At 55.9% G+C, this 26,904-nt stretch carries 20 protein-coding genes; 6 read left to right on the forward strand and 14 right to left on the reverse strand.

The annotated features are described in order from the left end of the window. The first annotated feature begins 25 nt into the window (after window positions 1-25). Entirely contained in the window at window positions 26-847 is an 822-nt protein-coding gene (locus EJ361_RS14580) for an N-acetylmuramoyl-L-alanine amidase (protein ID WP_126246361.1), read from the forward strand. A 564-nt stretch (window positions 848-1,411) separates the two neighbouring features. Then, complete coding sequence (locus tag EJ361_RS14585) at window positions 1,412-2,182, forward strand: DeoR/GlpR family DNA-binding transcription regulator (RefSeq protein WP_126246362.1); 771 nt, start codon at window positions 1,412-1,414, stop codon at window positions 2,180-2,182. Between the two features lie 478 nt (window positions 2,183-2,660). Here the strand turns inward: EJ361_RS14585 and EJ361_RS14595 are convergent, their stop codons facing one another. From EJ361_RS14595 to EJ361_RS14605, 3 genes are all read right to left on the reverse strand, one after another. Next, window positions 2,661-3,713, reverse strand: coding sequence for a sialidase family protein (locus EJ361_RS14595; protein WP_205687012.1), 1,053 nt, complete (start codon window positions 3,711-3,713; stop codon window positions 2,661-2,663). Window positions 3,714-3,775: 62 nt separating this feature from the next. Further along, on the reverse strand, window positions 3,776-4,249 hold the full coding sequence (locus tag EJ361_RS14600; RefSeq protein ID WP_126246365.1) for an SRPBCC family protein: 474 nt from the start codon (window positions 4,247-4,249) through the stop codon (window positions 3,776-3,778). Between the two features lie 9 nt (window positions 4,250-4,258). After that, on the reverse strand, window positions 4,259-4,738 hold the full coding sequence (locus EJ361_RS14605; protein WP_126246366.1) for a hypothetical protein: 480 nt from the start codon (window positions 4,736-4,738) through the stop codon (window positions 4,259-4,261). Window positions 4,739-4,918: 180 nt separating this feature from the next. On the opposite strand from EJ361_RS14605, the gene EJ361_RS14610 reads away from it, so the two are divergent. The 3 genes from EJ361_RS14610 (at window position 4,919) to EJ361_RS14620 (ending at window position 8,350) form a co-directional block, all read left to right on the forward strand. Beyond that, complete coding sequence (locus EJ361_RS14610) at window positions 4,919-6,220, forward strand: O-acetylhomoserine aminocarboxypropyltransferase/cysteine synthase family protein (protein WP_126246367.1); 1,302 nt, start codon at window positions 4,919-4,921, stop codon at window positions 6,218-6,220. Window positions 6,221-6,330: 110 nt separating this feature from the next. Next, window positions 6,331-7,860 carry a M60 family metallopeptidase gene (locus tag EJ361_RS14615; RefSeq protein ID WP_126246368.1) on the forward strand — a complete coding sequence of 510 codons (1,530 nt, stop codon included), beginning with the start codon at window positions 6,331-6,333 and terminating at the stop codon, window positions 7,858-7,860. Window positions 7,861-7,912: 52 nt separating this feature from the next. Beyond that, window positions 7,913-8,350 carry a nuclear transport factor 2 family protein gene (locus EJ361_RS14620; RefSeq protein WP_126246369.1) on the forward strand — a complete coding sequence of 146 codons (438 nt, stop codon included), beginning with the start codon at window positions 7,913-7,915 and terminating at the stop codon, window positions 8,348-8,350. Window positions 8,351-8,369: 19 nt separating this feature from the next. Here the strand turns inward: EJ361_RS14620 and EJ361_RS14625 are convergent, their stop codons facing one another. The 5 genes from EJ361_RS14625 to EJ361_RS14645 all read right to left on the reverse strand — a co-directional run bounded on the left by EJ361_RS14625 (window position 8,370) and on the right by EJ361_RS14645 (window position 18,793). Next, on the reverse strand, window positions 8,370-8,939 hold the full coding sequence (locus EJ361_RS14625) for an NAD(P)H-dependent oxidoreductase (RefSeq protein WP_126246370.1): 570 nt from the start codon (window positions 8,937-8,939) through the stop codon (window positions 8,370-8,372). A 274-nt stretch (window positions 8,940-9,213) separates the two neighbouring features. Beyond that, window positions 9,214-10,953: a RagB/SusD family nutrient uptake outer membrane protein gene (locus EJ361_RS14630; protein WP_126246371.1), complete on the reverse strand. Its 1,740-nt coding sequence runs from the start codon at window positions 10,951-10,953 to the stop codon at window positions 9,214-9,216. Window positions 10,954-10,967: 14 nt separating this feature from the next. After that, window positions 10,968-14,042 carry a SusC/RagA family TonB-linked outer membrane protein gene (locus EJ361_RS14635; protein ID WP_126246372.1) on the reverse strand — a complete coding sequence of 1,025 codons (3,075 nt, stop codon included), beginning with the start codon at window positions 14,040-14,042 and terminating at the stop codon, window positions 10,968-10,970. Between the two features lie 18 nt (window positions 14,043-14,060). Continuing rightward, window positions 14,061-15,740: a RagB/SusD family nutrient uptake outer membrane protein gene (locus tag EJ361_RS14640; protein ID WP_164714243.1), complete on the reverse strand. Its 1,680-nt coding sequence runs from the start codon at window positions 15,738-15,740 to the stop codon at window positions 14,061-14,063. A gap of 11 nt (window positions 15,741-15,751) precedes the next feature. After that, the gene (locus EJ361_RS14645) at window positions 15,752-18,793 is read right to left on the reverse strand and encodes a SusC/RagA family TonB-linked outer membrane protein (protein ID WP_126246374.1); all 3,042 of its coding nucleotides are present in this window, start codon (window positions 18,791-18,793) and stop codon (window positions 15,752-15,754) included. 488 nt (window positions 18,794-19,281) lie between these two features. Here EJ361_RS14645 and EJ361_RS14650 point away from each other — a divergent pair, with 488 nt between their 5' ends. Next, on the forward strand, window positions 19,282-20,172 hold the full coding sequence (locus tag EJ361_RS14650) for a chromate resistance protein ChrB domain-containing protein (RefSeq protein ID WP_126246375.1): 891 nt from the start codon (window positions 19,282-19,284) through the stop codon (window positions 20,170-20,172). Between the two features lie 343 nt (window positions 20,173-20,515). Here the strand turns inward: EJ361_RS14650 and EJ361_RS14655 are convergent, their stop codons facing one another. Genes EJ361_RS14655 through EJ361_RS14680 form a run of 6 tightly spaced genes read right to left on the reverse strand, consistent with a single transcriptional unit; the run spans window position 20,516 to window position 26,802 of the window. Further along, entirely contained in the window at window positions 20,516-21,025 is a 510-nt protein-coding gene (locus EJ361_RS14655; RefSeq protein ID WP_126246376.1) for a ferritin, read from the reverse strand. A gap of 56 nt (window positions 21,026-21,081) precedes the next feature. Continuing rightward, a complete protein-coding gene (gene murI, locus EJ361_RS14660; protein ID WP_240646636.1) occupies window positions 21,082-22,005 on the reverse strand; it encodes a glutamate racemase in 924 nt (307 codons plus the stop codon). Between the two features lie 37 nt (window positions 22,006-22,042). Next, window positions 22,043-23,203 (reverse strand): ABC transporter permease, encoded by a 1,161-nt coding sequence (locus EJ361_RS14665; RefSeq protein ID WP_126246377.1) that lies wholly within the window; start codon window positions 23,201-23,203, stop codon window positions 22,043-22,045. Then, on the reverse strand, window positions 23,178-24,362 hold the full coding sequence (locus EJ361_RS14670; protein WP_126246378.1) for an ABC transporter permease: 1,185 nt from the start codon (window positions 24,360-24,362) through the stop codon (window positions 23,178-23,180). Before EJ361_RS14670 ends, EJ361_RS14665 begins: the two co-directional genes overlap by 26 nt. Continuing rightward, a complete protein-coding gene (locus EJ361_RS14675) occupies window positions 24,359-25,348 on the reverse strand; it encodes an HlyD family secretion protein (protein ID WP_126246379.1) in 990 nt (329 codons plus the stop codon). The genes EJ361_RS14670 and EJ361_RS14675 overlap by 4 nt, the downstream gene beginning before the upstream one ends. Continuing rightward, entirely contained in the window at window positions 25,345-26,802 is a 1,458-nt protein-coding gene (locus EJ361_RS14680) for a TolC family protein (protein WP_126246380.1), read from the reverse strand. Before EJ361_RS14680 ends, EJ361_RS14675 begins: the two co-directional genes overlap by 4 nt. Window positions 26,803-26,904: the final 102 nt, after the last annotated feature.

A 26,904-nucleotide genomic window follows, 5' to 3' on the forward strand; every position in this document is an offset into this window, starting at 1 on the left:
TCTGTTAATTTTCGTAGATTTAAGGATGTGGAAAAAACTACTGATCGTATCAACAGTAACGGCTATAGGTGCCTGTTCTCCGCAGCCTTACAAAGCCACCAATAAAGTATACCGTACCGAGGCGAAGCGCTGGTCGGGCGTCGTGAAAGCCCAGCCGGAGAACATCGCCGTATCAGCCGTTGCGCCGCCTGCCTGGGCGGGCACCGTCAACTTCAACCTGCGCAAACCCAATTACGTCATCATCCATCATACGGCGCAGAACTCCTGCGAGCAAACACTGCGCACGTTCACGCTCAAGCGCACGGAGGTAAGCGCGCATTACGTCATCTGCAGAGACGGCACCGTGCATCATATGCTCAACGATTATCTCCGTGCATGGCATGGCGGATTATCGAAATGGGGCAGCATTACCGACATCAATTCCATTTCCATCGGCATCGAACTGGATAATAACGGGTTCGAACCGTTCGACAGTTTGCAGGTTCGCAGCCTGCTCGTGGTGCTCGATACCCTGAAGCATCGCTACAACATCCCTGCCGCCAACTTCATCGGTCATGGCGACATCGCACCCCGCCGCAAAAACGACCCCAGCGCCCTGTTCCCCTGGAACCGGCTCGCCGATAAAGGATTCGGGTTATGGTACGGCGATACCGCGCGCATCGCGGTACCGGAGAACTTCAGCCATTTACAGGCGCTCCGGCTCATCGGGTACGACCTCCAGGATACCACCGCCGCCATCCAGGCTTTCAAACGGCACTTCGTGCCGGGGGATTCGCTCACGGCGCCGGCTTCCCTTACCGACGGGGCAAAGAAAATATTGGTCGGCGTCATGCAACAGGCGCTGTAAAAACAGGAAAAGCGGAATGGGAACACTCCGCTTTTTCTTTTTCCACGTTACTCCAATCTATGTATGATCAATAGAACGGATACAATTTAACCGGGGGCGAATCTGCTCGCCGCCTGTTCGCCAGGCTCGCCCCATGGCGTCGGTCTTCACAAAAAAAAACTGGATTTTTAATTCTCTCATAAGCATGATTCCCGTTCACTCAACCGGTGACCCGGTATTATATATAAGTACAATTTCGGCTTTAAAGACTTTCGTTTGGTTTCAAAAATAGTAAAAAAATAATGAAAGTAAATAAAATGAAAGTATTTTACGAAATAGACGGGGAAGACGGGGAATGGTCGCGATTATGATAAAAAGATGCTGCTGGGAAAGTTGAGCAACGTAAGTACTTGATTGCTGCTGGTTAAGCGAATATTAAGTTATATTACGCCCCTGAAGGCATGGTCGTAATTTGGAAAAACTGCCGTATTTTGGGCCGTCTTCAACCAGCAATCAGACGAGAAAAGATTGATATTCAATATACCGTAACTGGATGTTCTACGTTTAACCGAAATAAAATACCCAATGTCAATAATCAATATCGCGGAGCGGCACAAATTCATTTTGAGCAGATTGTATGAAAAAGGATATGTTAATGTCGTGGAACTGTGCAAGGAACTGGACGTTTCGGGCGTAACCATCCGAAAGGACCTGAAGCTGCTGGAAGATAAGTCGCTCCTCTACCGGTCGCATGGCGGCGCCACCATTCAGAATCCCTATACGAACGACAAGCCGGTCAACGAAAAGGAAAAGATCCAGCGGGAGGAGAAGAACAACATCGGCAAAATGGCCGCTTCCCTCATTGTTCCCGGCGATGCCATCATCATTGCATCCGGCACCACGGTACTGGCCCTGGCCAAGCACATCCAGCCCAGGGGGCCGCTCATGATCATTACGTCTGCGCTGAACGTGGCGCTGGAACTGAACCGTTACCACGAGATCGAAGTAGTGCAGCTCGGTGGCGTGATCCGCAATAATTCCTCGTCTGTGGCCGGGCCCTATGCCGAAAAAATCCTCGAAGACTTTTCCTGCTCCAAACTCTTCTTAGGGGTAGACGGGATCGATGTGGAATTCGGCCTCACCACCACCAGCATCGCGGAAGCGCATCTCAACCAGCAGATGATCCGCGCCGCGCAGAAAACCATCGTGCTGGCAGACTCTTCCAAATTCGGGAAACGCGGTTTCGGCCGGATTTGCCGTCTCGAAGACGTAGATCAGATCATTACCGACAAAGGAATTTCCGAGCACATGGTGAAATTGCTGGAAGACATGGGCATTGAAGTCGTAATTGTGTAGTTTCCCCCGACGAATTTTATCCCTTGAACCTAATAGACATGCAGGATACCAATCCTACCGAAGACTTGCTCCTGGGAGTCGATCTCCAGGATGTTACTTACCGCTAGCTGCTGATGCCCCGCTGGTTTGCTTGCGGCAATTCCGGCCTTGATCGGGACATTGGTGTTGCCGATATCTGTCGTATTCGGCCGGATGCTGTTTTTTTAGGAAGGCCACGCCGCCCCGATCCTTTAAGCTGACTTTTTATCCCCTCATCCACATATCCCGGCGCTGACCAAATATATGCATACAGATAACCTGCGCCGGCGAAACCTGTTACCGCCCTGGGCTTATCTCTTTGCTGGATTCATTTTGCTGGCTGCCGGCGGCCTTGGATGGACCCTCGCCGAAGGGCTTTTTTCAACGGTTGAGTACACGCGGATGGCGAGCCTAACCTTTCGCTGGACTGGCCAGTCCTGCTTTTTTAATGAAGCCCGATTTATTCCGCAGTAAGCCTGGCGATCCGCATCATGCAGTACCGGATGTTTTTCCGGTCGGCGGTGTACGTGATATGGATGAGCCCGTCTTTCCCTTGGATCACCGCCGGGTAGCTGAATTCGCCCTTGTCGCCGTTTTCGAGCACAGCCGCATTTTCCCAGTTGATCCCGTCGCGGCTGATGGCCACATACAGTTTGGCGCGCCCTTCAGACCAATTGCCGCCGCGCACGGCGGGGTTGTACACGATGAGTTTGTACCCATTGTCCAGCGTCAGCGCATCCGTGCCGGAATTGGGGTTCGGCAGCAGCGTGGCGGTGACGGGGCTCCAGGTTTTACCATTGTCGGCCGACCAGCTCTGCACCACACTATTGTTTTTGCTGCGGCAAAGGAGTTGCAGGCTATCGTGCGGATACCGTAAAATACTGGGTTGTATCGCCTGGAAGGTATCGTTCGGTATTTCGATGCGCGACCAGTTGGCTCCGTTCTTATCCGATTTTTCGAGATGTATTTTCCAGTTGTTATTATCTACGCTTTCGGTGCTGGTAGGGTAGAGGATGTCTCCGTTCTCCAGTTGGAAAGGTTTGTTCTTGATGGGTCCGAGCATGCCGTCGGGCAGCCGTTGTGGTGCAGACCAGGTTTTTCCGTTGTTGGATGAGTGCATCATCATGCCCCACCATTCGCGCGGATTGGGCCCTACTTTGTAATACAGGAACAGTTTCCCGGCTTTGGTACGGAATAGCACCGGGTTCCAGGCCGGGTAGCGGGTGGTTGCATCGACCATGCCGTTCACCAGTTCTTTCGGCTGGCTCCATTCACCGCCCTGATAAGTGGAAATCCAGATACCAACGTCTTTTTTCCCTTCCTGTGTGCCGCCGAACCAGGCGGCCATGAGCCTCCCTTTGTCGAGCTCCACGATGGTGGACGCGTGGACTTCGGGCACGGGGGGATTATCCATGATAAAAACGCGGGTGTGCATCTGCGGCACCAATTCCTTCTCCTGGGCGCGGGCCGCGGAGCAGGCGAGGAGAGACAAGGCCAATAGGGAACGGAACATACGATCAGTTTTCATGAAAAAAGACCCATGAAAATAGACAATATCTCCGGAAAATGCCAGCATTAGGTTCCATTGTTTCCGAGGAGCTTGTCCACGGCGGAGGTCCTGAAACTGAAAAGGCCTTCCAACTGGCGTTGCACGAAGAAGGAATTGGCGATGTCGCCCAGCCAGCCGAGGGGAATGCGGTAATGTACGATGTCGGTCATGAGCGTGCCGCTGCCCTGTTGCTCGAAATGGTGCTGGTGGTGCCAGAAGCTGTAGGGGCCGAACCGTTGCTCATCGATGAACATGCGGCCAGGGTCTACCCGCGTGATTTCGGTCATCCAGTACATAGGGATGCCGAGAAGGGGCTTGAGGCGGTATTCGATGATCTGGCCTGCATAAATCCGCCCCTGGTGAGGCTCACTGGTGACAGTGAAACCCATCCGGGGCGGCGTGATGCGCCGGAGGTTGGACGGGTCGCTGAAAAAATCCCAGGCGTCGTCCAGGCTCACGGGTAATAATTGCGATTTACGGATGCGGTATGTGCGCGACATACCGTAAATCTAGCACAATAACGTCAAAACCGATTGCCCGGGGATCCAGGAAGTGGTAGACGCATGCAGGCGGAAGGAGGCCATTAGCTGCCCCTTCGGCAGCTCGTTGGCGGAATAAACGAAGGAGACGTTCTGCTGGCGGAGCTGGAGGATCTCTCTCACCGGGATCACCATGCCCGACTGTTTGCCCGCGGCATTGGCGAAGGTCCACTCGCGCAGGGTTTTCCCTTTCGCATCGCGCACCACCACCTTACGGTCTGTCCCGATTCGGCCGCAATGGCTGTAATGGAAAGTCAGCTTGTCGTTCAGATTGCTTTCGTCCAGCGGCAACTCATCGATCGTGATCTTCTCGCTGAGCCACTTTTCAACGATCAGCTTGTTGTTGAGGTACACTTTGAACGAATCTGAACCGCCACCGGCATACAGCGAGGCGATGGTAAACAGGCCGGCCAGGGTGGCGAGGGCGCTGAACAGGAATTTGTGTTGCATGGGTAGGATTTTTTAGAATGATGAAAATGTCGTTGCCCCAAAACACGCAAATCCGCGCCAGTAACGCAAAAGCCTTTGATGTTCCGTGCCATCGGCTTGACGAACCGTTATTTTTATGGTTGTTTTATTTTGATATTAGAAATAGTCTAGCTACTTTGTAGACTACAAAAAGCATACATCATGTCAAACAACTCCTTACGATTTGAGACGCTTCAAGTCCACGCAGGCTACCAGCCAGACCCCGTTACCCATTCGGCAGCCGTTCCCATTTACCAGACCACTTCCTATACGTTTGAAGATGCAGGCCATGCGGCAGACCTCTTCCAGCTGAAACAGTTCGGCAATATCTATACGCGGATCATGAACCCCACTACCGACGTTTTCGAGAAGCGCATCGCCGCGCTGGAAGGCGGTGTGGGCGCGCTGGCGGTGGCTTCGGGCCAGGCGGCGCAATTCATCGCCCTGCACAACATCCTGCTCCCGGGCGATAACTTCGTGACCTCTTCCTACCTCTACGGCGGAACCTATAACCAGTTCAAGGTCAGCTTTAAAAGAATTGGCGTGGAAGCGCGTTTCGCGGACCTAGACAATCCCTCCAGCTTCGAAGCCCTCATAGACGGCCGTACCAAAGCCATTTACGTGGAAACGATCGGCAACCCCGGCTTCGCCATTCCCGATTTCGAAAAAATCAGCGCCATCGCCAGGAAGCACGACCTTCCGTTGGTGGTAGACAATACCTTCGGCGCGGGCGGATACCTTTTCCGCCCCCTGGAGCATGGCGCCAACATCGTGGTGGAAGCCGCCACCAAATGGATCGGCGGCCATGGCAACAGCATCGGCGGCGTGATCGTGGACGGCGGGAACTACAACTGGGGGAACGGCAAGTTCCAGCAGTTCTCCGAACCGGACGAAGCATACCACGGCATGAAGTTCTGGGAAGTATTCGGCTCGCACAGCCCCTTCGGCAACATCGCCTACATCATCCGCGCAAGGGTGACGGGCCTCCGCAGCTGGGGACCGTCGCTGTCGCCGCAAAACGCCTGGCTGTTCCTGCAAGGCCTGGAATCCCTCAGCCTGCGGGTAGACCGCACCATCCAGAACACCCAGGCGCTGGCGGAATGGCTCCAGGAGCAACCCCAGGTAGCATTCGTGAACTATCCCGGCCTGCCCGGCAACAAATACAACGACCTGGCGAAGAAATACCTGAAAAGAGGCGCCGGCGGGGTATTGTCGTTCAAGGTGAAAGGCGGAAAGGAAGCGGCAGACACGCTCGTGCAAAGCCTGGAGCTCATCTATCACCTGGCCAATGTGGGCGACAGCAAAACGCTCATCATCCATCCCTCCACCACCACGCACCAGCAGCTCAGTGAGGAAGAGCAGCGCAAGGCAGGCGTAGAGCCCGGCCTGTTGCGCATTTCCCTCGGTATCGAGCATATCGACGATATCAAGGCGGATCTGGCGCAGGCATTCGCTAAAATCTAGTTGTAATACAAACAAGGAGAGTCCGGCCACCGAAAAGCGGCCGGCTTTTTTTTGCCGTTCATCCGGATAATCCGGGAAGGAAATGACCGGCAATGTATATTACCTGAAAGATGACTACTCTTATGATCAGGCAATCCACTATTAGCTGCGCCCTTATGCTGGCCGCGCTGACGGCCGGGGCGCAGCAGCTCGCGCCCGGCAACATCCTCATTACACCCGGAAACCGGCTTTCCGTAAAGGACAAGGAAATGCGCAATGCGATCCGTGACTGGAGCAGGGAGCAACTTGCTGCTACCAACTACGCGAAGATCGTTGCGCACCCTTCGGCCGCAGTGTTTCCCGGGAGCGTAGACAAAAGCGCGGCGCGGGTAACGGAAACCGTTTCGATCGCCCACAACAGGATCAGCGATGCGTTGGCGCCCGTGGTAGCCACGCTGCACTATTCCCAACCCTGGCGCAACAACATGTACAGCACCGGATTGTACGCCGTGGCGGGGGAATATATCGAGGTGACCGTTCCCGGATCGCTCATCGGTAAAAACGTCTGCATCCAGATCGGCGCGCATTCAGACAACCTCACGCGCTGGGTGGCCGGCGGGGAAGACTGGCGCCGGATGCCCGACATCGTGCGGGTAGATACCATCCGTAATAAGACGACCCGCATCGCTTCTCCATTCGGCGGCCTCATTTACATCACGGCTTCTCCCAAATCCGATTCGTGGACGGCCGACGTGAAAATCGCCCGGGCGGTGAAAGCCCCGCTCTTCATCGCCGGGAAAACGACCGCGGAAGAATGGAAGCAGCAACTCGCCGCCAGCAAGGCGCCCTGGGGAGAACTGGCCACCGGTAAAGTCATCCTCACCATCCCCGATTCCATCCTCCGGCAGGTGAACGATCCTGAAAACGTGCTGAAGCTCTGGGACCTGATCGTGGGCGGTGAAATGGAGCTCGCGCAGATCCCGCAACCCTATTACCGGCCGCAGCGCATGGTGATAGACGAGCATATCGGCGGAGGGTTCATGCACAGCGGGTATCCGATCATGATCCATCATTCGCCTTCGAGCAGGATGCTGTCTGCCGACGTGATCGCCGACCCGGCAAAGCTCATGAAAGGCAGCAAGGGCGGTGCCAACTGGGGTTTCTTCCACGAGATCGGGCATAACATGCAGAATAACGACTGGGTATTTGGCGGCACTACCGAAGTAAGCTGCAATTTCTTTTCGCTCTATATGTTCGACCGCCTGCTCGGTGGCCGCGACGATGCGCATACCGGCATTTCCAACGACGAAACCCAGCAAACGATGAAAGCATATTTCGCGGCGGGGCCGGCTTACCAGAAGTGGCAGCAAAGCCCTTTCCTGGGGCTCATCATGTTCCGCCAGCTGCAGGAAGCATTTGGATGGGAAACGTATAAGAAATTCTTCCGCGAATACCAGGCCCTCGCCATCGCCGACCCTTCAGGGGGATATGCGCGGGGCGATCAGCAAAAGCGCGACCTCTGGGCCAAAACCTTCTCGAAAGTAAGCGGCCGCAACATCGCACCGTTTTTCGAGAAATGGGGCATCCCCATCAGCGACGACGTGGAAAAAGAACTGGCTTCCCTGCCCGGATGGATGCCGTATAACTTCCCGCCGCAGTGATTTTTAAACGGAGATTTCGTATTTTGATGGGACTTCCACCAATATGAATACGATGAAAAAAATTGTATCCCTGCTGGCACTCGTGGCTTTCAGCCAATGGAGCCAGGCGCAATCCAAAGATGAACAGGACGTAGCCGCCGCCGTGCTGAAGCTGCGGGAAGCGATGGTTTCGGGTGATAAGTCCGCACTGGAATCACTCACCGCGCCTACGCTCACCTACGGCCATTCCAACGGCCGGACCGAAAACCAGGCCGAGTTCGTGGATTACCTCGTGAGCGGCAAAGGCGACTTCGTCACGATAGACCTTTCCAACCAGACCATCATCATGAACGGCCACACCGCCATCGTGCGGCACACGCTCCAGGGCGATACGGCAGATGGCGGAAAACCCGGCAAGGTAAACCTTTACGTGATGCTGGTGTGGGCCAAATCCGGCAAGCATTGGAAACTCATCGCCCGGCAGGCCGTGAAGGTTCCGCCCGCATCCTGAGCCGGCCGTAAATTTATCTTCATGCCCGTTCCTGTACTGCCGGGGACGGGCATTCTTCCTTCAGCGATTCCAGGAACCCCAGGAAAGGCGCCACACTGGCTTCTACCCACTCGTCGGACGCGTTCTGTTCCATGTCGTAGTACACGTAAATGCCCTTATAATCGGCGTGGATGTACTGGAATGTGAGCTCGAACGGGGTGGTAAGCGTTTCCATGGTGTACCTGTATTTGCCCTCCGGGCGATAGCCTTCTTCTCCGATACCCGCCGTGATGGCCAGCGCCATTTTCTTGCCGCCCAGCTTATACCCGCTGGATTTGCCGTAGGCCCAGCCGTAGGTCAGCACTTCGTCCAGCCATTGCTTTAGCAGCGGCGGACAGTTGAACCAATAAAAAGGGAACTGGAATACGATATGATCGAACTGTTCGAGCAGTTCCTGTTCTTTTTTGACGTCGATCTTGCCGCTTGGGTACACTTCGTACAGCGAATGCACATGGTATTTTTCCGGGTGCTTTTCCAGTTCGGCGGTCCATCTTTTGTTGATGACGGATTTTTCGATGGTGGGGTGGGTTACGATCACGAGTGTTTTCATGTTACTGTTGATTTGTGAGTACAAAACTACAGCAGGTAACGATAACAGCGGATATTGCCATCCAATTGTGCGGTACTATAAAAAATGTAAGTAATGGCCAGTTTCAAGGAAACTTCGACCTATTGCGCCAACAGGAAAATGATGGGATATGCGGAGAGCGGCTCAAAACGATCACCGAAGCACCGGAAGCCGGGGGCCTCGCGCACATGCGGCTAACGCAAAAAGACCGGCTCCCTTTCGGAGGCCGGTCTTTTTTATGTTTGATGGGAAACTGCTAGTAGCCCGGGTTCTGGATCATGGCGGTGTTTTTCATGACTTCGGCCATGGGGAGCGGAAAGAAGTAGTGGTGCGGCTGGAATACGCGGATGGGGTTCTTGTCGACCGGCAGTTCTGCATACGTCCACTGGTTGTCTGCCACTTTGGTGATCATGAGGCGGTAGATGGTGGTGTTAAGGTCTACCGGCGCCGTTTTCCATCGGCGGACGTCCCAGAAGCGGGAGTCTTCCAGGCAAAGCTCCACTGCTCGCTCATTCTGGATCACGCTGGTCCAGTAGGCTTTGTCGCCCGAGGCTTTAAGGCCGTACCGTCCATCGCCGCCGGGTTTGATACCGCCGCGTTTGCGGATCATAATGATCTTTTCCGCCGCTTTCTCGAACTGGCCTTCTTCGATGGATGCTTCGGCATACATGAGCAGGATGTCTGCATACCGGATGATGGGCATCACGCGGTCTGTCTGCGACCCGCCGTTGCCTGTCGTGGATTCGCTGCAGAATTTCCGGAAGAACATGCCGGTGTACACGAGGCTGGCGTCTACACCGTCAGTTTCCGCGCCGATGTGGGTCCAGATGGGGACGGCGGTGCTGCTGGCGTTGGTGCGCCATTTATCGCCGTTGTTGAGGATCGTGTATTTGAACCGGGGATCGCGGTCTTTGAAAGGATTGGCGGGGTCGTACCCGGAAGCGGGATCGGTGATGGGCAAACCGTTGTTCATCCCGAAACGCTTGGCGGCATTGAGGCTGGGGCATCCGTTCACGTTGCCGTTACGGGAGCGGGGGAGGAAGTTGGCTTCCATGGTGCGGTTGTTACCGGCCATCGCAGGGAAAATGTATTCGCTGTTTTTGCGTTCGATGAACAGTTCGTAGAAACCCTTTCCTGCCGTACCATTTTCCATCAGTGAATACCATCCGGTGTTGATGAGCGCTTCGGCCGCTTCGCGTGCGGTCGTCCAGCGTTCGGGCTTGTTGTCCATATAACCCACCAGCGGTTTCTGCGCCGCGGAGGCGATGGATTCCTGTCCGCCGTTATACAGCTTACTGGCCGCATTGAGGAGGATGCGGGCCTTGAGGCCCATGCAGAACCCTTTGTTCACCCGGCCGTAATCTTCCGAACGTTGCTCGGTTGGCGAAACCACGAGTTCGGCCGCTTCGTCCAGCTCCTTCACCAGGTAATCGATACATTCTGCATACGAAGCACGGGGCTCCAGGATGGTATCGTCGAGGGTATAGAGCTTGTCGCCGATGAGGGGCAGGCCGCCGAAGTGTTGCACCATCGTCCAGAAGTACCAGGCGCGGAGGAATTTCACTTCGCCGAGCAACTGGTTTTTGGTTTCTCCTGAAAGCGGCAGATTGCCGAAATTCTTCAGGAAGGTATTGACACGGCGGATGTTGTTCCAGCCGTTGTTATAAACTTTCTCGTAAGGCGTGGTGCGCGTGGCGTTGAGCGTGCCGATCATGAGCGGCACCCAGGCCTGCGTGGCCCCGAAGAGGCGGGAAACGGACTCGTCAGACCCCTCGGCCAGGCTTCCCCCGTTGCCATACCGGCTGTTGAAGGAATTGGCGCCCAGCTCGCTGTAGATAGACGTTACGAACGCCATCGTGCGGACGCTGTCGCTGAAGGTCAGCTCTTCGTTCAGGGAACGCACTACCGTAGGGTCGAGCAGGTCTTTTTTCGCGCAGGAAGTAAGCAGGCCCGCGCTGGCCACGGCGGCGAAACAGTATTTATAAATGCTTTTCATGTGCTTCCGGTGTTTTAAAAGTTAACGTTCAGGCCTACGTTGAATACACGCTGCGTCGGGTACACCCCGCCTTCGGTCCGCGAGCTCACCTCGGGGTCCAGGTCGTACAGGTTCGGGCCGAGCATCCAGGTGTGCAGGTTGGAGCCGTTCAGGTACACGCGCACCTGTTGCAGGTGCAGCGAGCTCACTATCCGGCGGGGCAGCGTATAGCCGATCTCGGCGTTGCGCAGCTTGATGTAATCGCCTTTCACGGTCCAGAAGTCGGACGGGTTGCTGAGCGCGTTGCTGATATTGTCCATGGTGGAAATCCGCGGGAACTTGGCGTTGTCGCGGTTTTCAGGCGTCCACGCGTCCAGGTGCACCTGGCGGAGGTTCCCGAAAAACGGCGTCACCGCTTCGGCGAACTGGCTGAGCACGAAGTTGGTGGCCGACTGGAACGTGATGGAGAAGCTCAGTCCTTTCCAATCCCCGCCCAGCGTCATCGCGTATTGCGTGGTGGGCGTGTTGGAATATTTGTTGTAGGCCATGTCGTAGGGGTCGATCTTGTTGTCACCGTTCAGGTCTTTGTACTTCAGGTCGCCGGGCTTCGGTTGGGGGCCCACGGGAAGGGGGCTTTTCGCGATGTCTTCGTCGTCATAATAAAATCCTTCCGTCACGTAACCCAATTCACGGTTGGTAGGCCCGCCGGTCTGGCGGAGCCAGGGATAGGGGGGATTCCCTTCGTCCATAAATTCGATCCGGTTTTTGGCGACGGACATATTCGCGTTGATGCGGTAGTTGAACTTGTTGAGCTTGTTGCTGTAATTGAGGTTCATCTCGAAACCGCGGTTGGAAACCTGCGCGAGGTTAGACGGCGGCAGGCCGATGCCGATGATGGCGCTGAGGCTCTGGCGCGGCAGCAGGATGTCGGTCCTTTTTCTTTTGAAAACTTCCGCGGTGAACGAAAGTTTGTTGCGGAAGAAGTTCATGTCCGTTCCCACGTTCCATTGCAGCTCTTTTTCCCAGCTAACGTTCTCGTTGCCGAGGATGCCTTCGTAAATGCCGGAGAACGATTTCTGGTTTTCGCCGAAGTTGTAACCGAGGCCCTGGAGGTACACGTGCTCGTAGAGATACTGGTAAGTATTGTTGATATTATCGGTACCGGTCATCCCCACGGAACCCCTGATCTTGAACAGGTCCATGAACTTGACGTTTTCTTTGAAGAACGGCTCCTCCGCGATGTTCCAGCCGCCAGACACTGCGGGGAAGAAGCCGTAGCGGTTGCTGGACTGGAAGCGGTCTGTCCCGTTATAGGCGCCGTTGAACTCGATGAGGTATTTCTTGCGGTAGTCGTATCCGAGACGGAACGTGTAGCCGCGGAAGTTTTCCGGCAATGCCGCGCCTTCCGTTTCGGAGAACTGGTTCAGCAGCACCAGGGCGTATATGTGGTGTTTTTGGCCGAAAGTGCTGTCGTAATTGAGCGACAACTGCGTGTTGAGGCGTTTTTCCACCGTGGTGCTTGTGCTGCCCAGGGAATACTTCTCGTCGCGGTAAGTATTGGGCAGCAGCGGGGTATAGGTTTGCGTTTTGCTGTTGTAGATGAACGACAGGAAGTTGGTCCTGCCCAGGTCGCGGCCGAAGCCCTGGTTGCTGGAATAGCTTACGAGGGCGGAGAGTTTGAGGCCGCTGGCGATGAAGTTCAGTTTCTGGGAGGCGCGGATGTTCACCTGCATATCGTTCTCGAAATCCCGGCGGTAACCGCCTTTCATGAGCCTGCCCACGATGTTGTTCCCGGCGCCGTTACCGGTCACCACGGTTTCGGGCGCAGCGCCGAAAGTACCGTCGGGGTTGTAGATTGGATAAGCCATGGGCGGCAATGCCTTGTAATCGTACAGCTCGAACCAGATCCTGTTTCGGTTGGCGCGGCCACGGGTGTTGGGCTCGTTTTCTTCCCCGAAATAACCTGATACGTCGAGCCCCAGGTCCAGCGAAGGCGTCACCTGGAAGTCGAGGTTGGAGCGGTAGTTATAGCGTTTCAGGTAGTAGTTCGGGTTCACGGAAGAGCCGGGCTCGCGGAAATCTTTCAGGATACCGTTCTGGAACAGGTGGCCTACCGATACGAAGTATTTCATCTTGTCGGAACCGCCCGTGATGCTGAGGTTGTTCTTGGTCTGGGTGGTGGATTTGCGCATGAGCACGTCCCACCAGTCGATGTCCGGATGGCCGTAGGGATCGCTGCCGGTCCGCCAGGCTTCGAGGTCTTCATCGGTATATTCTTTGGGCAGGCCGTCGCTCACCAATGCTGCGTTGCGGAGGCGGGCATGGTCGTAGGCGCTGAGGAATTCCGGGCGGATGCTGTTGCCCTGGCGGCCGTAGTTGCTCGTGAGGCGGATCTGCGCCTTGCCGCTCTGGCCGCGGATGGTGGTCACCACGATAACGCCGTTCGCGCCCTTGATCCCGTACACCGCGGCGGAAGCCGCATCTTTCAGGATGGTCACGTTGGCCACCTGTTCGGGATCGATGTCGGAGAAGTTACCGGTAAATTCCACGTCGTCCACGATGATGAGCGGCGTCAGGTTCCGGTTGTTGGAAAAGGTGGAAGCGCCGCGGATGAGGAACTCCGCGCCGTCTTTACCGGGCTGGCCGCTACGCTGCATGGCGAGGAAGCCGGGCAGTTTGCCCACGAGGGCGTTCTGCAAACTGGCGGTCGGCACGCGGCGGATCTCGTCGCCGGTCACGGAACTGGTAGCTACGGTGTTGCTCAGTTTGGTGGTGCGGCCGTATCCTACTACCATCACTTCCTCCAGGCCTTTGACGTCTTGCTGCAACGTGACGTTGACCTCGCTTTTGCCGGATATATTGACTTCCTGCTGCAGGTAGCCTACGAATTTAAAGATGAGGATATTGCTTTTCCCGCGGACAGACAGGTTGAACCCGCCAGTTTCGTTGGAAACGGTGCCGTTGCCGGGCACGTCTTTTTCGAAGATGACTACCCCGGGAACCGCTCCGTTGGCGTCCCTGACGGTGCCCCTGACGTTTCTGCGCGCATCCTGGGCCATGGCCTGGATCAGCAAGCAGATCAGCAAAAGGGTGGAAAATATTTTTTTCATAACAGCGGCTTTATCGGATTACCAAAGGGGATTTTGTACCAGGTTGCGGTTTCTGTATAATTCAGACTGGGGGATGGGATAGAGGTGCATCCGGTCGTTGAATGCCACTTTCCCCACTGCAACTTTGGTATATGTAACGGTACCGTCGTCTGCGCGAACGATTTGCTGTCCGTGGAGGTCGCCGGTGAAGAGCTGTTTGGCGATCATCCATCGGCGGATGTCCCAGAAACGGTGTTCTTCGAAGCATAATTCCACGCGGCGTTCGTTGCGGATCAGCTTCAGCAGCTCGTCTTTCGATACGGAATTCGGCACTGCGGTTTTCATCCCCCCGCGGGAGCGGATTTTGTTGAGCGCCGCCACGGCATCGGCCTGGGTGGCATCGCTGGCTTCCGTCAATGCTTCGGCGTAGTTCAGGTACACTTCTGCAAACCGGAACAGGGGGAAATTATGCGGCTGCGAGCCCAGCGAGCTGGCGTTTTCTGCGTTGTACATGAACTTCCGGAGGTAATAGCCGGTCTGCGTCTGCGTGATGTTGCCGCCGGGCCGGTCCAGCCCGCCGTCAAACGTTTCCACGGTCCTTTTCAGCCATTTGCTGCCGTTGAAGAAGAACACGAGGTTGAAACGGGTGTCGCGGTTCACGTTGGGCTGGTCCGGGTCGTAACCGGAAGTGGGATCGGTGATGGGCTTGCCGTTGGTCATGAGGAACGCTTCGGCGAGTTCCTGGGTGGGGCTGGTATACCCTCTGTTGCTGAATTTGGTAAAGCCTACGGGCCCGTTGTTCTGCTCCACATCGCTCGAGTTGGCGCGGAGGTAGGAGAGGATGATCTCCTTGCTGTCGCGCGTGATGAAGATATTGATATACCGGTTATTGGGCTCGATGATGTGCGAGTTCAGATCGATGAGCTCCCTGGCCACGTCTGCCGCTTTCTGCCAGCGGGCTTTCACGGCGCCGGCGGAAACGTCCGTGTAGCCGGTCAGCTCCTTGTTTTGGGTGCCGAGGTTGCCGGCGTTGAAGAGCGGGCTGGCGGCGTAGAGGTGCATCCTGGCCTGGAGGGCGAGCGCCGCGGTATTCGTGATGCGGCCGAAATCGCCGCCGGAGGCCGGGCCGGTGCGCAGGAGCGGTTTGATGGCGTCCAGTTCACCGGAAACGTAGTTCACACAAGCTTCGAAGGAGCTGCGGGGCACCTGGAGGTCTTCGGCCAGGGTCCCGATCCTTTCGCCCATCAAAGGCACGCCACCGTAGCGTTTCATCAGTTCGAAGTAGGCAAATGCGCGGAGGAACCTGGCTTCCGCTTTCCAGTATCCCTTCACTTCGTTCTCGACCGGGACCCTGTCTACGTTGGCGAGGAATACGTTCACCTTGCGGATAACGGTGTAGCGGGACGACCATACATCGTCCGGATTACCAAAAGCGTCGATGCGGCCGAAGCGGAGGTCTTCGATGGAGCTGCCGCGCATGGACGGTACCGCATCATCCGTAGCGGCGTCGAGCATGGAGTTGCCGATCCGGTTCCAGCCGTTGGGCATGTTGCCGTAAATATCGTTCAGGAACTGTTCGGCATACGAACCGTTCTTGTCTACCGGGTCGAAGATGAAAGACGAGTCGAGGTTTTCCAGCGGCCCTTCTTCCATGTTCTTGTTGCATCCCACTGTGGCAAACAGTGCAAATGCGGGTATGATATAGATGAGTTTTTTCATGATGATGCGCGTTAGAGTTTGATGTTGATACCGGCGTACATGACACGGGATGCGGGATAGTTGCCGTTCAGGTTCTCGGGATCGGTATCCTTGAACTTCGACCATGTCAGCAGGTTGGTGCCGTTGAGGAAGAAGCGGGCGGATGCGAGGCGGAACCGGCGGGCGAAGCGTTCCGGCACATTGTACCCCAGCTCCGCATTCCGCAACCGCAGGTAGGAAGTGTTCCTGATCCAGTAGCTGGATGCCTGCGAGTTGTTGAAGTTGGAACCGATGGTGAGGCGGGGATACGTGGCGGAAGCGGCCGTTTCCGGCGTCCAGCGGCCGAGATGGTGCTCGAAGGCGTTGCCCTTGCCGTTGTTAGCGAACTCATAAATAGCTATGTTGCTGTAACGGTTCCCCGTGCCCTGGACCAACACGGAAAGATCGAGCCCTTTCCATCCGAAGCCCAGGTTCAGGCCGTAGTTCACACGCGGCTTTTCGGGCGTGATGAGCGACTGGTCGAACTGGTTGATGCGGCCGTCGCCGTTCAGGTCTTTATACCGGATATCGCCGGGTTTGGGACGGTACCCGTCGATCCAGGTGCCCCGCTCGATCTCTTCCTCCGACTGGTACAAACCATCGGCCTGGTAACCGTACTGCATGCCCGTGTAGTTTCCGGTGCGCACGAGCCAGGGATAAGGACGCGCCGTTTCGTCGAGATACACGTTGATGCCATGTTGCATGGATAGCACGCCGGTTGCATAATAGCTCAGCGCGCCTGCCGTTCCACGGTAGGTGGCGGTGAATTCCATGCCTTTCATGCGCGTTTTGCCCAGGTTCTCCTGCGGGTATCCGATGCCCAGGAGGGCGGTGGCGGTACCACGGGTCAGCAGCAGATCGGTGTAAAGGTCGTTGTAAATGTCTGCGGTAAAGGCAATGCGATTGTCGAGCGCCTCCACATCCAGGCCTATATTGAATTTGCGCGCTTTCTCCCAGGAAATGAAGGGATTGTTGAGCGTGCCTTCCCGGATGCCGGTAGCGGCGGAGTGCGAGGTGCCGAAGCTGTAGCCGGTGCCACCAACGTAATACTGGTTATAGACGAAGTAGGATTCTCCGGAGCCGGAAGTCCGGGTGGAGTTGAACGCGTCTCCGGTAAGACCGTAAGTGGCCCGCAGTTTCAGCATATTGAGCCAGTTGGCGGTGGAAAGGAAGTCTTCCCTGGCGAGGTTCCACCCGATGCCGAACGCGGGGAAGGTGCCATACCTGCGGTCGGGATGGTAACGGTTGGTGCCGTTGCGGCCAACCACCGCTTCGAACATATATTTCTCCGCATAATCGTATTGCAGGCGTGCGGCCCCTCCGAGGAAGTACTGCGCCAGTTGCGATCCCAGGATGCGGTTGTCGTAATTGAGGCCCAGCATGGCGTTGAAGTGATGCTGCCCGAAGCCGCGCGTCCAGCCCAGTTGCGCGTCGGTATTGAAGAAGCGCTCGGTGTTGCTCGATTCGCGGGTGTTGCCCATGTCGGTGTCTTCCCCGGTTTTGAGATAGGAAGTTTCACCGGTCGCGGGGTCGGTGTACAGCTGGTATACGGCGTTCCTTTTCACGCGGACGATGTACTCGGCGTAGTTGGTATAATACGATCCGCCCACGCGGAACCACATGCCGGGGGTGATATCGCTGAGGTCTGCGCGGATGTTCAGTTCGGCGTTCACTTCACGGGCATACCGGTTGGCATAGCCGCTTTTCATGGTTAAGGCGTAGATGTTCTCTTCATAGTTGGAGTTGCCGCCGAGGGAACCATCGGGATTGAACACCGGGTACGCATTGCGCGGCGTGTTGCGGATCTCCTGCATGATATTGGGGCCAAAGCCGCCGGGCTCGTTGTTGTTCTGGATGCGGCCGGAAAGATTCAGCGAGGCGGAAATGCTGCGGTTGATCTGTACGTCCACGTTGGAACGAACGAGGTAACGCTGCATGTCGGCGTTGGTGTTGTATTTATTAACGGCGTCGGTTTTGAAAGGACCGGCCTGGTTGGTGTAGTTCAGGTCCACGAAATAGCGCGCATTGCCGCGGGCGCCCGAAATGTTGAGGTCGTACCGCTGCATGAGGGCGTTTTTCTTCAGCACTTCGTTGCGCCAGTTTACGTCCGGATGGCCGGTAGGATCGGTGCCGTTGCGGTAATGATCGAGGTCCTGCTGGGAATAGGTGGCCGGGATGCCGTCGTTGGCCTGCGCTTCATTATATAGCCTGGCGTAATCGTAGGCGCTGAGTTCCTTGTAGCTTTTGAGCATCTGCGAGGTGCCGACGCCGGCGGTGAAGGAGATGCGCTGGCCGGATGTCTGCTCGCCTTTGCGGGTGGTGATGAGCAGGATGCCGTTAGAGGCGCGCATGCCGTACATGGCGGTAGACAGCGCGTCTTTGAGCAGGGTGACGGATTCGATCTGTTCCGGATTGATGTTGGTCATGTTGCGGGCCGGTGCGCCGTCGATCATGATCATGGGCGAGGTGCCGCGCATTTCGGGGGAAAAGGATTCATCTCCCGGGATGCCGGGTACATAACTGAGGTTATACCCTGCGAGCCTGCCGGCCATCATACCGTGCAGGCTGGTGGAAAACGTGCGGTTCAGGTCGTGATGCCCGATCTGGGCGATGGCGGCTACCGAAGTGCCTTTCCGTTGCAGCCCGTAAAGGATGTGGTAAAGGGAATCGCTCTCTTGCAGGGAAGGGAGCATCCTGACGCGGAAATCGCCGCCGGCGGAAGCGGTGGCTTCTGCGGTGCGGAATGCGGGATGGGAGAACACGAGCGTTTCGCCCGGGTCTGCAGAAAGGGAGAAATTCCCGTCGGCGTCGGTGACGGCGTTTCCTGCGCCGGATTTGCGGCGAACGAGCACGCCGGCTACAGGTTTACCGAAGTCGTCGATAACGGCGCCCTTGATGGCGGCCCACCGGGCGCTGGTGCCTGAGGAGGTGCCCGGGCTGTTAGGGACCGCCGATGCGGGGAATGCCCAGAGGCCGGCAGCCAGGAAGCCTGCGCCGGGTAGCAGCAGCAGCTTTCTAACGTGAAATTTTCTCATCAATAATCAGTTTTGACTGGTGATTGTGATTGCATTGTATAGCTTGTTAGGCCGGAACGCGGTACCGGCATATATTTCATAGATTCCTGAAAGAGCATATTACCGGGAAGACTTCTTCATAACGCTACGTCGGAGATCGTCATAACATTGGTATGGAATTCAGCTGTCCTGATGCTTTTTTAACTTTTCAGATAACGTGTAATTTTGGTTGCCCCCTTTCAGGATGCAATCGTTTGCACGAAAAAAGTGCAAACGATTGCATTTTAGGCCAAATAATAAAATTTATCCCGGATTCCCAAATTTTTTTTACGGAAAATTAGCTGTGTGGGATTGTGTTCCAATGACATTAAGTCGCCCAACCCCTGCATTATGGCCGCTTCCGGGAGGAATTTCAAGGATTAGGAATCGCTTAACAGGGATTGTGCAGGAAAAGTTCCATTTTCTACCTATCAACCATATTCAAATCATATCATAAACCGCGTCTTATTATGAAATGGGTCACCCGATTACATCCGAAGCTGGACCGGATCGCCTGTATCTGGCTCATCCGTAAGCTGATCGACGAACAAGCAGATATTCAATACGTCCCCGAACACCGCGTGATCCCCATTTCCAGGAACGAAGGGGCCATCGCGTTCGATATGTCCGGCTCCGATTACTTCGCCTGGGGAGAACAATGCCTGTTCGATGTTTTCCTGCGCAAACACCGCCTGCCGGATCCCGCTTTGGCCGTTATGTCGCCCATCATCCGCAGCATGGCCCTCAATAAACCCGACCCCTCGCCGCACGCCGCCGGTTTCCGCGCCGTGGCCGAAGGGCTCGCGATCACCATCCCTCCGGGCGACGAGCTCACCCGCCAGGGCATCATCCTCTTCGAAGCGCTCCATGCCTGGGCTTCCCAGCTCCCCGGCATCAGCCAGCCGCCCGAATATTCCGAGCACGTGCTCATGGAAGTGTTCCACAAATTCGTCACCCAAAAATACTCCGACCGCGTCCGAAAACCCATGTGGGTACAGGAAATCGCCGCCATCGTGCAAGACCAGATCGATACCAACCTCGCCCTGAGCCTGCCCGAACTGTCGCGCAAGCTCAACGCCAACCCGGAATACCTCTCCAACGAGTTCTCCCGCGACTTCGAAGACATGACCTTCGGGGAATACATCCGCAAAAAACGGATCGAAAAAGCACTCGAACTCATGGAAGAAGAAAAATATTCACTCACGGAAATCGCCTATATGACAGGCTTCTCCGACCAAACGCACTTCTCCCGCATCTTCAACCGCCACTTCGGAAAAACACCCACCGGCCACCTCAAAACCATCCGCGCCCAAAAGAACCGGGAAGTCGCCGAAACCGTCGAAGAAGAGGAAGAAGATTAAGGAAACGTTTGCATGGAAAATGGAAAATTCCGTGGATATTCACATCCATTCAGGATTTCAGCCTGTCCCGTTCCGGACGCCGCCGCCTGCAGTTAATAATTCGTCTTGCATCTAAAATGAACGCTAACCGCGATTTTGTTAGCAAAAATTACCCCGGTGCGCTTCTACACCGGGTAAAACAGCGAAACCACGCGTCTGCGTGGTTTTTCTTTTCCCGTAACTACACACCGCTGCGCTATTGGTACAGCGGTTGGGCACGCCGGAGTTTTCAACCAAGAATTGGAACGAATGAAAAGGGGCCGGTCGCATTGCCGGCCCCAACATGATTTTATGTGCTCCCTTATCAGCCCTTGGAAATCTGGGCACGATAATTCATAATGTCGCGGTCGAACAGGTAGAGCCCGCTCTTGTCTTCACCGATCATCTCCAGCTTATCGTTCAGCGTACGGGCGAGGCGCTCTTCTTCGATCTGTTCGGAAACGTACCATTGCAGAAAGTTATGGGTGGCATAGTCTTTTTCCTGCAACGCCTGGTGCACCAGGTCGTTGATGCTTTCAGACACCTTGATCTCATGGGCCAGGAATTCTTCGAACGCGCGTTTGAGCGACAGGAAGGTAATGATGGGCTGCTTCAGCTCGGGCACCACGCCGAACCCGCCACGCTCGTTCACGAACTTGAGGAGCTTCAGCATATGCACCCTTTCCTCGTCGGACTGCTGGTAGAAAAAGTCGGCCACACCCTGGAGCCCCGGCTGGATATCTGCCCAGGAAGCCATCGCCAAATACGCCTGCGATGACGCCGCTTCCAGCGCCACTTGTTTGTTCAGTGCTTCCTGAATGGTTTTACTTAGCATAGTGAAGTGAATTTAGATGAAAAGTACTGATTCCAATGTACGGAATTTTTACAACCCTACAATGCAAGATGGCGGCTCTCCACCGGTTGCTCGAAAAAAATTCCGGCGGCCCGGTCGAACGTCTGCGTATCGTCTGTCGTATAAAACACGCGCGTTCCTCCCGTACTGCATTTCTCCCGGATTTCGGGGTGCCGCTCCAGGTAATCGGCCAGGCTCGCCGCGGCGATGGCGCCCTGGGAAAGCAGGGTCACGCCGGGCGGGAGGTACTTCCTTATTTTACCGGCCAGCAGCGGGTAATGGGTGCATCCCAGCACGATGGTATCGATATCTTCCGACTGCACCATCAGCTGCCGGATGTATTTTTTGATGAAGAAATCGGCCCCTTCGCTTTCGTATTCCGCGTTTTCCACCAGCGGCACCCACATGGGGCAGGCCTGTTGGAAAACGGTGATGTCGGGGAAGAATTTCTCGATCTCGATAGGATAGCTTTGGGAATTGACGGTGCCCGCCGTCCCGAAAATCCCCACGCTGCGGCTTTTGGAATAATCGCCCACGATCTCGGTGGTAGGCCGGATAATACCCAGCACCCGGCGATCCGGGTCGATATTGGGCAGATCGTTCTGCTGGATGGTGCGCAGCGCCTTGGCAGACGCGGTATTGCAGGCCAGCACCACCAGGTGGCAACCCATGCGGAACAGGTGCTGCACGCATTCGAGGGTATAATGGTAAACGGTTTCGTATGACCGGCCACCGTAAGGCGCCCGCCCATTGTCGCCCAGGTAGATGTAATCGTATTCCGGTAATGATTTGACGATCTCCTTCAAAACGGTCAATCCGCCATATCCCGAATCAAAAACGCCGATGGGCCCTGGTTTCTTCTGCATGCGCCAAATTACGGAATTTTTGCCGTTGCGGCTGCCAGACTGCTCCTGCATGATGGGCGGAGGGATGTTTACGATGGAACTGTCCGGCGAAGCCATGATATTGCCCGGCAGGAAGGTAACGGGTATGCCGGCCTTAGCCCGCCTGGGCTACGGCGTTGGGTTTATAAAGGGAGCGCATCTTCCAGAGGCAGATGGCGGCATAGAAGCACCACAGCCCAAGAAGGTGGTACAGATCGGGCAGCCTGTCGGTAATATGTGCGCCTTGCTGCACAACGCCCTGGTACAATCCCAAGAACGGCGTAATGGGCAACAGGTACGAAACGGCTTTGACGAACGGCGGCATTTCCGACAGCGGCCAGCTATACCCGGTAATGAGGAAGATGGGATAGGTAGAAAACACCATGAGCTGCGTGGCCAGCAATTGCGATTTGAACAGCAGGCCCGTGAAGATGCCCATGGGGATGAGCGACAGCAGGAAGATCACCGTGATGACGGCCAGCTCCCATCCGCTGCCCAGGATTTCCAGCTCCAGCACGCGGAAGTTGACCGTGAGGAAGAAATAGGCATAGGCGCAGAACAGCAGGAAATAAAACAGCCCTTTTCCCCACAACGCCATGGAAGCATTGCCGCCGGCCATCTGCATCCATTCGGAGATGGAACCGCGCTGCCTTTCTGCTGCGGAACCGCCTGCCAGGCCGATGAGCAGGGTTTGCTGCAATATCATGGCGATCAAACCCGGCAGCAGAAATGTGCCGTAATCCGAGCGGCTGTTGAACATGGGCCTGTAATCGACGTTGACCGGCATCACTTCCTGCATGCTCATCTCCGTGTTCATGCCCTTTTTCTGCAAATACTGCAACCGCACGCCCGCGCCCGCCGTGAGCCCGATCTGGGTAATGGCGCCCGCCACTTCGCTGGAAGGGAGGAAGCGCGCGGCGTTCACGGCCAGGACCATATCCGCCTGCCGGAGCGACAGCACCTTTTGTTCCATTCCTTTTTCGATATACAGGAAACCCTGTGTATGGCCCTGGTACATGCTTTCCTTCGCACCTTCGAGCGTGGTGCGGAGGGCTACGTTTACCATCTGGGAATTGTCGATCTGCGTGATGAGCGTCTGCGAAAGGCCCGTACGGTCATCGTCCACCACGGCGATGGGTACTTCTTCTTCGGCTTTGTACTGGTAAATACTGCCGTAGAAAAATACGTACACCAGCGGTGCGAGCAGCAGCGTCAGCACAAGGCTATGGTCTGCCGCAATTCTTTTCACTTCACGAAGCAGTAACCGGAGCAGCATGCGTTTGCGTTTTATCCAGCCGTTTCTGGAGAAAGAATACGGCGATGAAGAATGTGGACCCTATGAACAGCAGGAGCCGTAACGCTTCCGGACCGGCGTACCGCAGCGGCAGTTCCATGAAATATAGTTTGAAGAATGCGTCCAGGAAAGGGGTGTAAGGCATGATGGCGGCATAATACTGATCGTACCACGGCATGCCCCATCTCGGAAAGGTGAACCCGCTGAACACAAAGGCCGGAGAGGTGTAGAATATCCCGAAATCCAGCGCCAGCATCACATCCAACATGATGACGGAAACCATCGCACCGATCCCGATACAGGCCAGCGACATGAGGTTGAACATCACGAAAAGGCTCCACCACGTACCGGCATGATACATGGAAAAGATGGGAAAAACAATCCCGAACACCAGCGCGAAATTGATCCACGAAGCAGTGAGATGCGCAAGCGCCTTTCCCGTGAAAACCACACCGGCATTCCCTTTCCCTAATTCCGCCAGTTCCTGTTCCGTCCCTTCTTCCCATTCCTTGTTGAAAATGAGCACGGTCACCATGATGATCATCATCATCATGGCCACGGTCACCAGCCCGGGAACGAGGTAATGCTGGTAGTTGTAGGTGGGATTGTATAAGGTGAAAAGTTGCAGTTTGACGGGCATGATGAGCGCCATCGCCTTCCCTTCCGTCATCCCGGTTTTCATGAATTTCTGCAGGTTGACGCCCGCCCCCACCGTAATAATGACCCCGGCGGCATCCTTGTACACCAGCTTGCTGGGGATGAGCGCCGATGCGTTCGTATACACGGCCACTTTTACAGGATGACGGCTCTTGATGTCTTTCTCCATGTTCTTCGGGAAATGCACCGCGCCGATGATCTTCTTTTCCTGCATGAGCTGCCGCAACTCGTTTTCGCTGGAAACGGAAGCGGTGATATGGATGCTGGCCGTTTGTTCGAGCAGAAAAGTGATCTGGCGGGAAACGGCCGACCGGTCGTCGTCCCAAATAGCCACAGGAAGGTCTTCCGCCTGTTGCTTGTCGAAGATGAAGGCGTAAAAGAAGAACAGGAACGCAGGTAAAACGAGGAGTACGATGTAATGGTCTTTCCGTGTGAGGATGCGTTTCCATTCCCGGAGCGCTATCTGTGCGGTGGCGCGGATCATGGCTGGAGGAGCGAGGCTGTCATACCCGGCCGCAGGCCCTGTATGGTGTTGACGGTAACGGGTTTCATCTCGATGGTGAAGGTCCGCAGTTCGAACGCCCCTTTCTCTTTGGTAGGCACCCAATTGGCGAACTCGAGGGATGGCGCCACGGCAGATACCTGCACGTCGAACGTTTCCGGGTCGCAGCCGGGCACTTTTACCCGGGCTTTGGCGCCGTGCGGGTACGCCGCAGCCTTGTCTTGCCGGATGTTGAACCGGATGAAATACGACATGTTTTTCTGGAGCGTCATCATGGGGTAGCCGATGCTCACGATCTCGCCCTGGTGGATGACCAGGTTGGAAATGATGCCGTCGGCCGGTGCATGGATGCGGGTATTGTCGGTCAGTGCTTTCGTCAGTTCATATCCCTGTTCCGCCTGTTTGAGGATGGCGGTGGCGGTTTGGATGATCTCCGGTTGCGTTCCTTTCTCCAGCATCTGCTGGTTCAGCCGGGCGATCTCCATTTCTTTCTTGGCGGCCTGGAACCGGAAATGGATCACGTCGCGCTCGGTGCCTGACACCACGCTGTCATTGTAAAGCCGTTCCATGCGCTCGTAAGTTTTGCGGGCCAGGTCGTACTGGTCCTGCGCGATCTTGTACAAATTACCGGCGTTTTTGATGAGCTCCGGCCGGGCGCCCTTTTCCAGGAGCTTCACCTGCGATTGCGCCGCTTCTATGGCCGCTTCGGCCTGTTTACGGATGGCCGTGATCTCGGTGGTGCGCAGCACGCCGAGGAGCTGGCCTTCCCGCACCGTATCCCCCTGTTCCACGAAAAGCGAATCCAGCCGGCCGGGGAATTCCGCGGCAACGTCAACATACTTCGCGTCTACCATGCCGAGGAGTTGATTGTCGGCCGCGGGCGACTGCCGGACGAGGAACAGTACGGCGATCAGGAGGATGATCACGGGTATGAGGAGGGCCCAGTATTGTGTGATGAATTTTTTCATTGTATCAAAGCGGAGATTTGTTGAGGCGTTCCAAGAATGTTATAATATTCGGCGGCTGCGAGCATGTAGCCGAAAAGTGCGGTGTAATAGGCTTTCCCGAGCTCTTCTTCCACCAGCAGGGCTTCGTTCACGTCTTTGACGGAGGAAAGCTGTTCGGCCAGGCGCTCCTGTACCTGTGTGGTGGTGAGCTGCGCCTGGTCGCGGGCCTGGAGGAGGCTTTGGAGGTCGCGCTCCAGCACGGTGACTTTATTGCGGACCACTGTAGCGGCGGCTTCCAGCAGGGCTTGCGTGTTCTCCGACGCGATTTTGGCTTCTTCCACGAGTTGCCGGGTGGCTTTCACGCGTTTCTCGCGGGAGAACCCGCTGAAGAGGTTCCACTGCATTTCCACGCCCACGAGCCATGGCGGCGTGGTTACGGGGAGGTCGCGCTGATAGAGGTTCAGGCTGGCGATGCCGAAAATATTGGGGAGTTGCAGCGATTTGCTGGCTTTGACGGTGGTTTCGGCGAGGGAGGTCTTGGTGTCTACGGCTTTCCACGCCGGGTTGCCGCGCCAGAAGCCGGGTGGCGGCGCGGGGTCGGGGAGGCGTTGGTAGCGGAGGGTGTCGGTGAGGATAAGGACCGTATCCTGCGGCAGCTGCATCAAACGTTTCAGTTCCACCATGCCGTTGATCTTTTCCAGTTCCAGGTTGTGCATACGGCTGCGGGCGTAGGTCAGTGCCACGGTGGCCCAGTTGCGCTGGTATGGCGGGATGATCTCGTTTTTTACCAGCGAAATGGCGAACCGTTCGTTGCGTTCCATGGCGGCTACGATGCGTTCCTGGGAAGCCATCATGCCGTTGATCCAGAGAATTTTGAGGTAAGCTGCGGCCAGCGCGAAGTCCATCTGTTTTTCCACCAGTTCCAGGTTCACGATCCCGGCGTCGTACTGCGCTTTTGCGATGTTGCGGGCGGTGGCGAGCTTGCCGCCGAGGTAGATGGGCTGGCGCAACGCGAGCGCAGCCACGAAATAGCTTTGTTTGGCCAGTGCGGGGTTGTAGTCGGGGTAAACGGCGTTGATGATATTTTCGGACGATTTGAAGATGACGTCCTGCACCTGCTGCGGCAGATCGTTGCCGGTGATCTCTTTGAAGATCGTATTGGCAGTGTTGACGCTTTGGCGGGAGGAGCCTTCCACGATCCCGCTTTTTACCTGTTGAAGATTGATTTCCAGTGGTTTGCTGAGATAATTGTACCCTGCCAGCAGGTCTACTTTCGGGAAATAGGTGGCCTGTTCGGCTTCCAGTTGATATTGCCTGGCATTCAGCGAGCGGCGCGCCTGCTCCACGGCCAGGTTTTTATGCCGGGCGATGCGGAAACAGTCTTCCAGCTTCAGTTCGCCCGATTGGGCGAGAACCGCGGCAGGGCCGGATAGCAGGCATAGGACGGTAGTGATGAGTCGGGCTGATGGATTCATATTCTCCATTTTAACAGGAAGCCGCCTTCATTTGTTCGTGCCCCTCACATATTTATGTGGTTGTTTTCCCTATGAAATGGGCCTAATTTTGACTTCCAAACC

This window comes from Chitinophaga rhizosphaerae (assembly GCF_003958645.1).
In the GTDB taxonomy this organism is placed as follows: Bacteria; Bacteroidota; Bacteroidia; order Chitinophagales; family Chitinophagaceae; genus Chitinophaga; species Chitinophaga rhizosphaerae.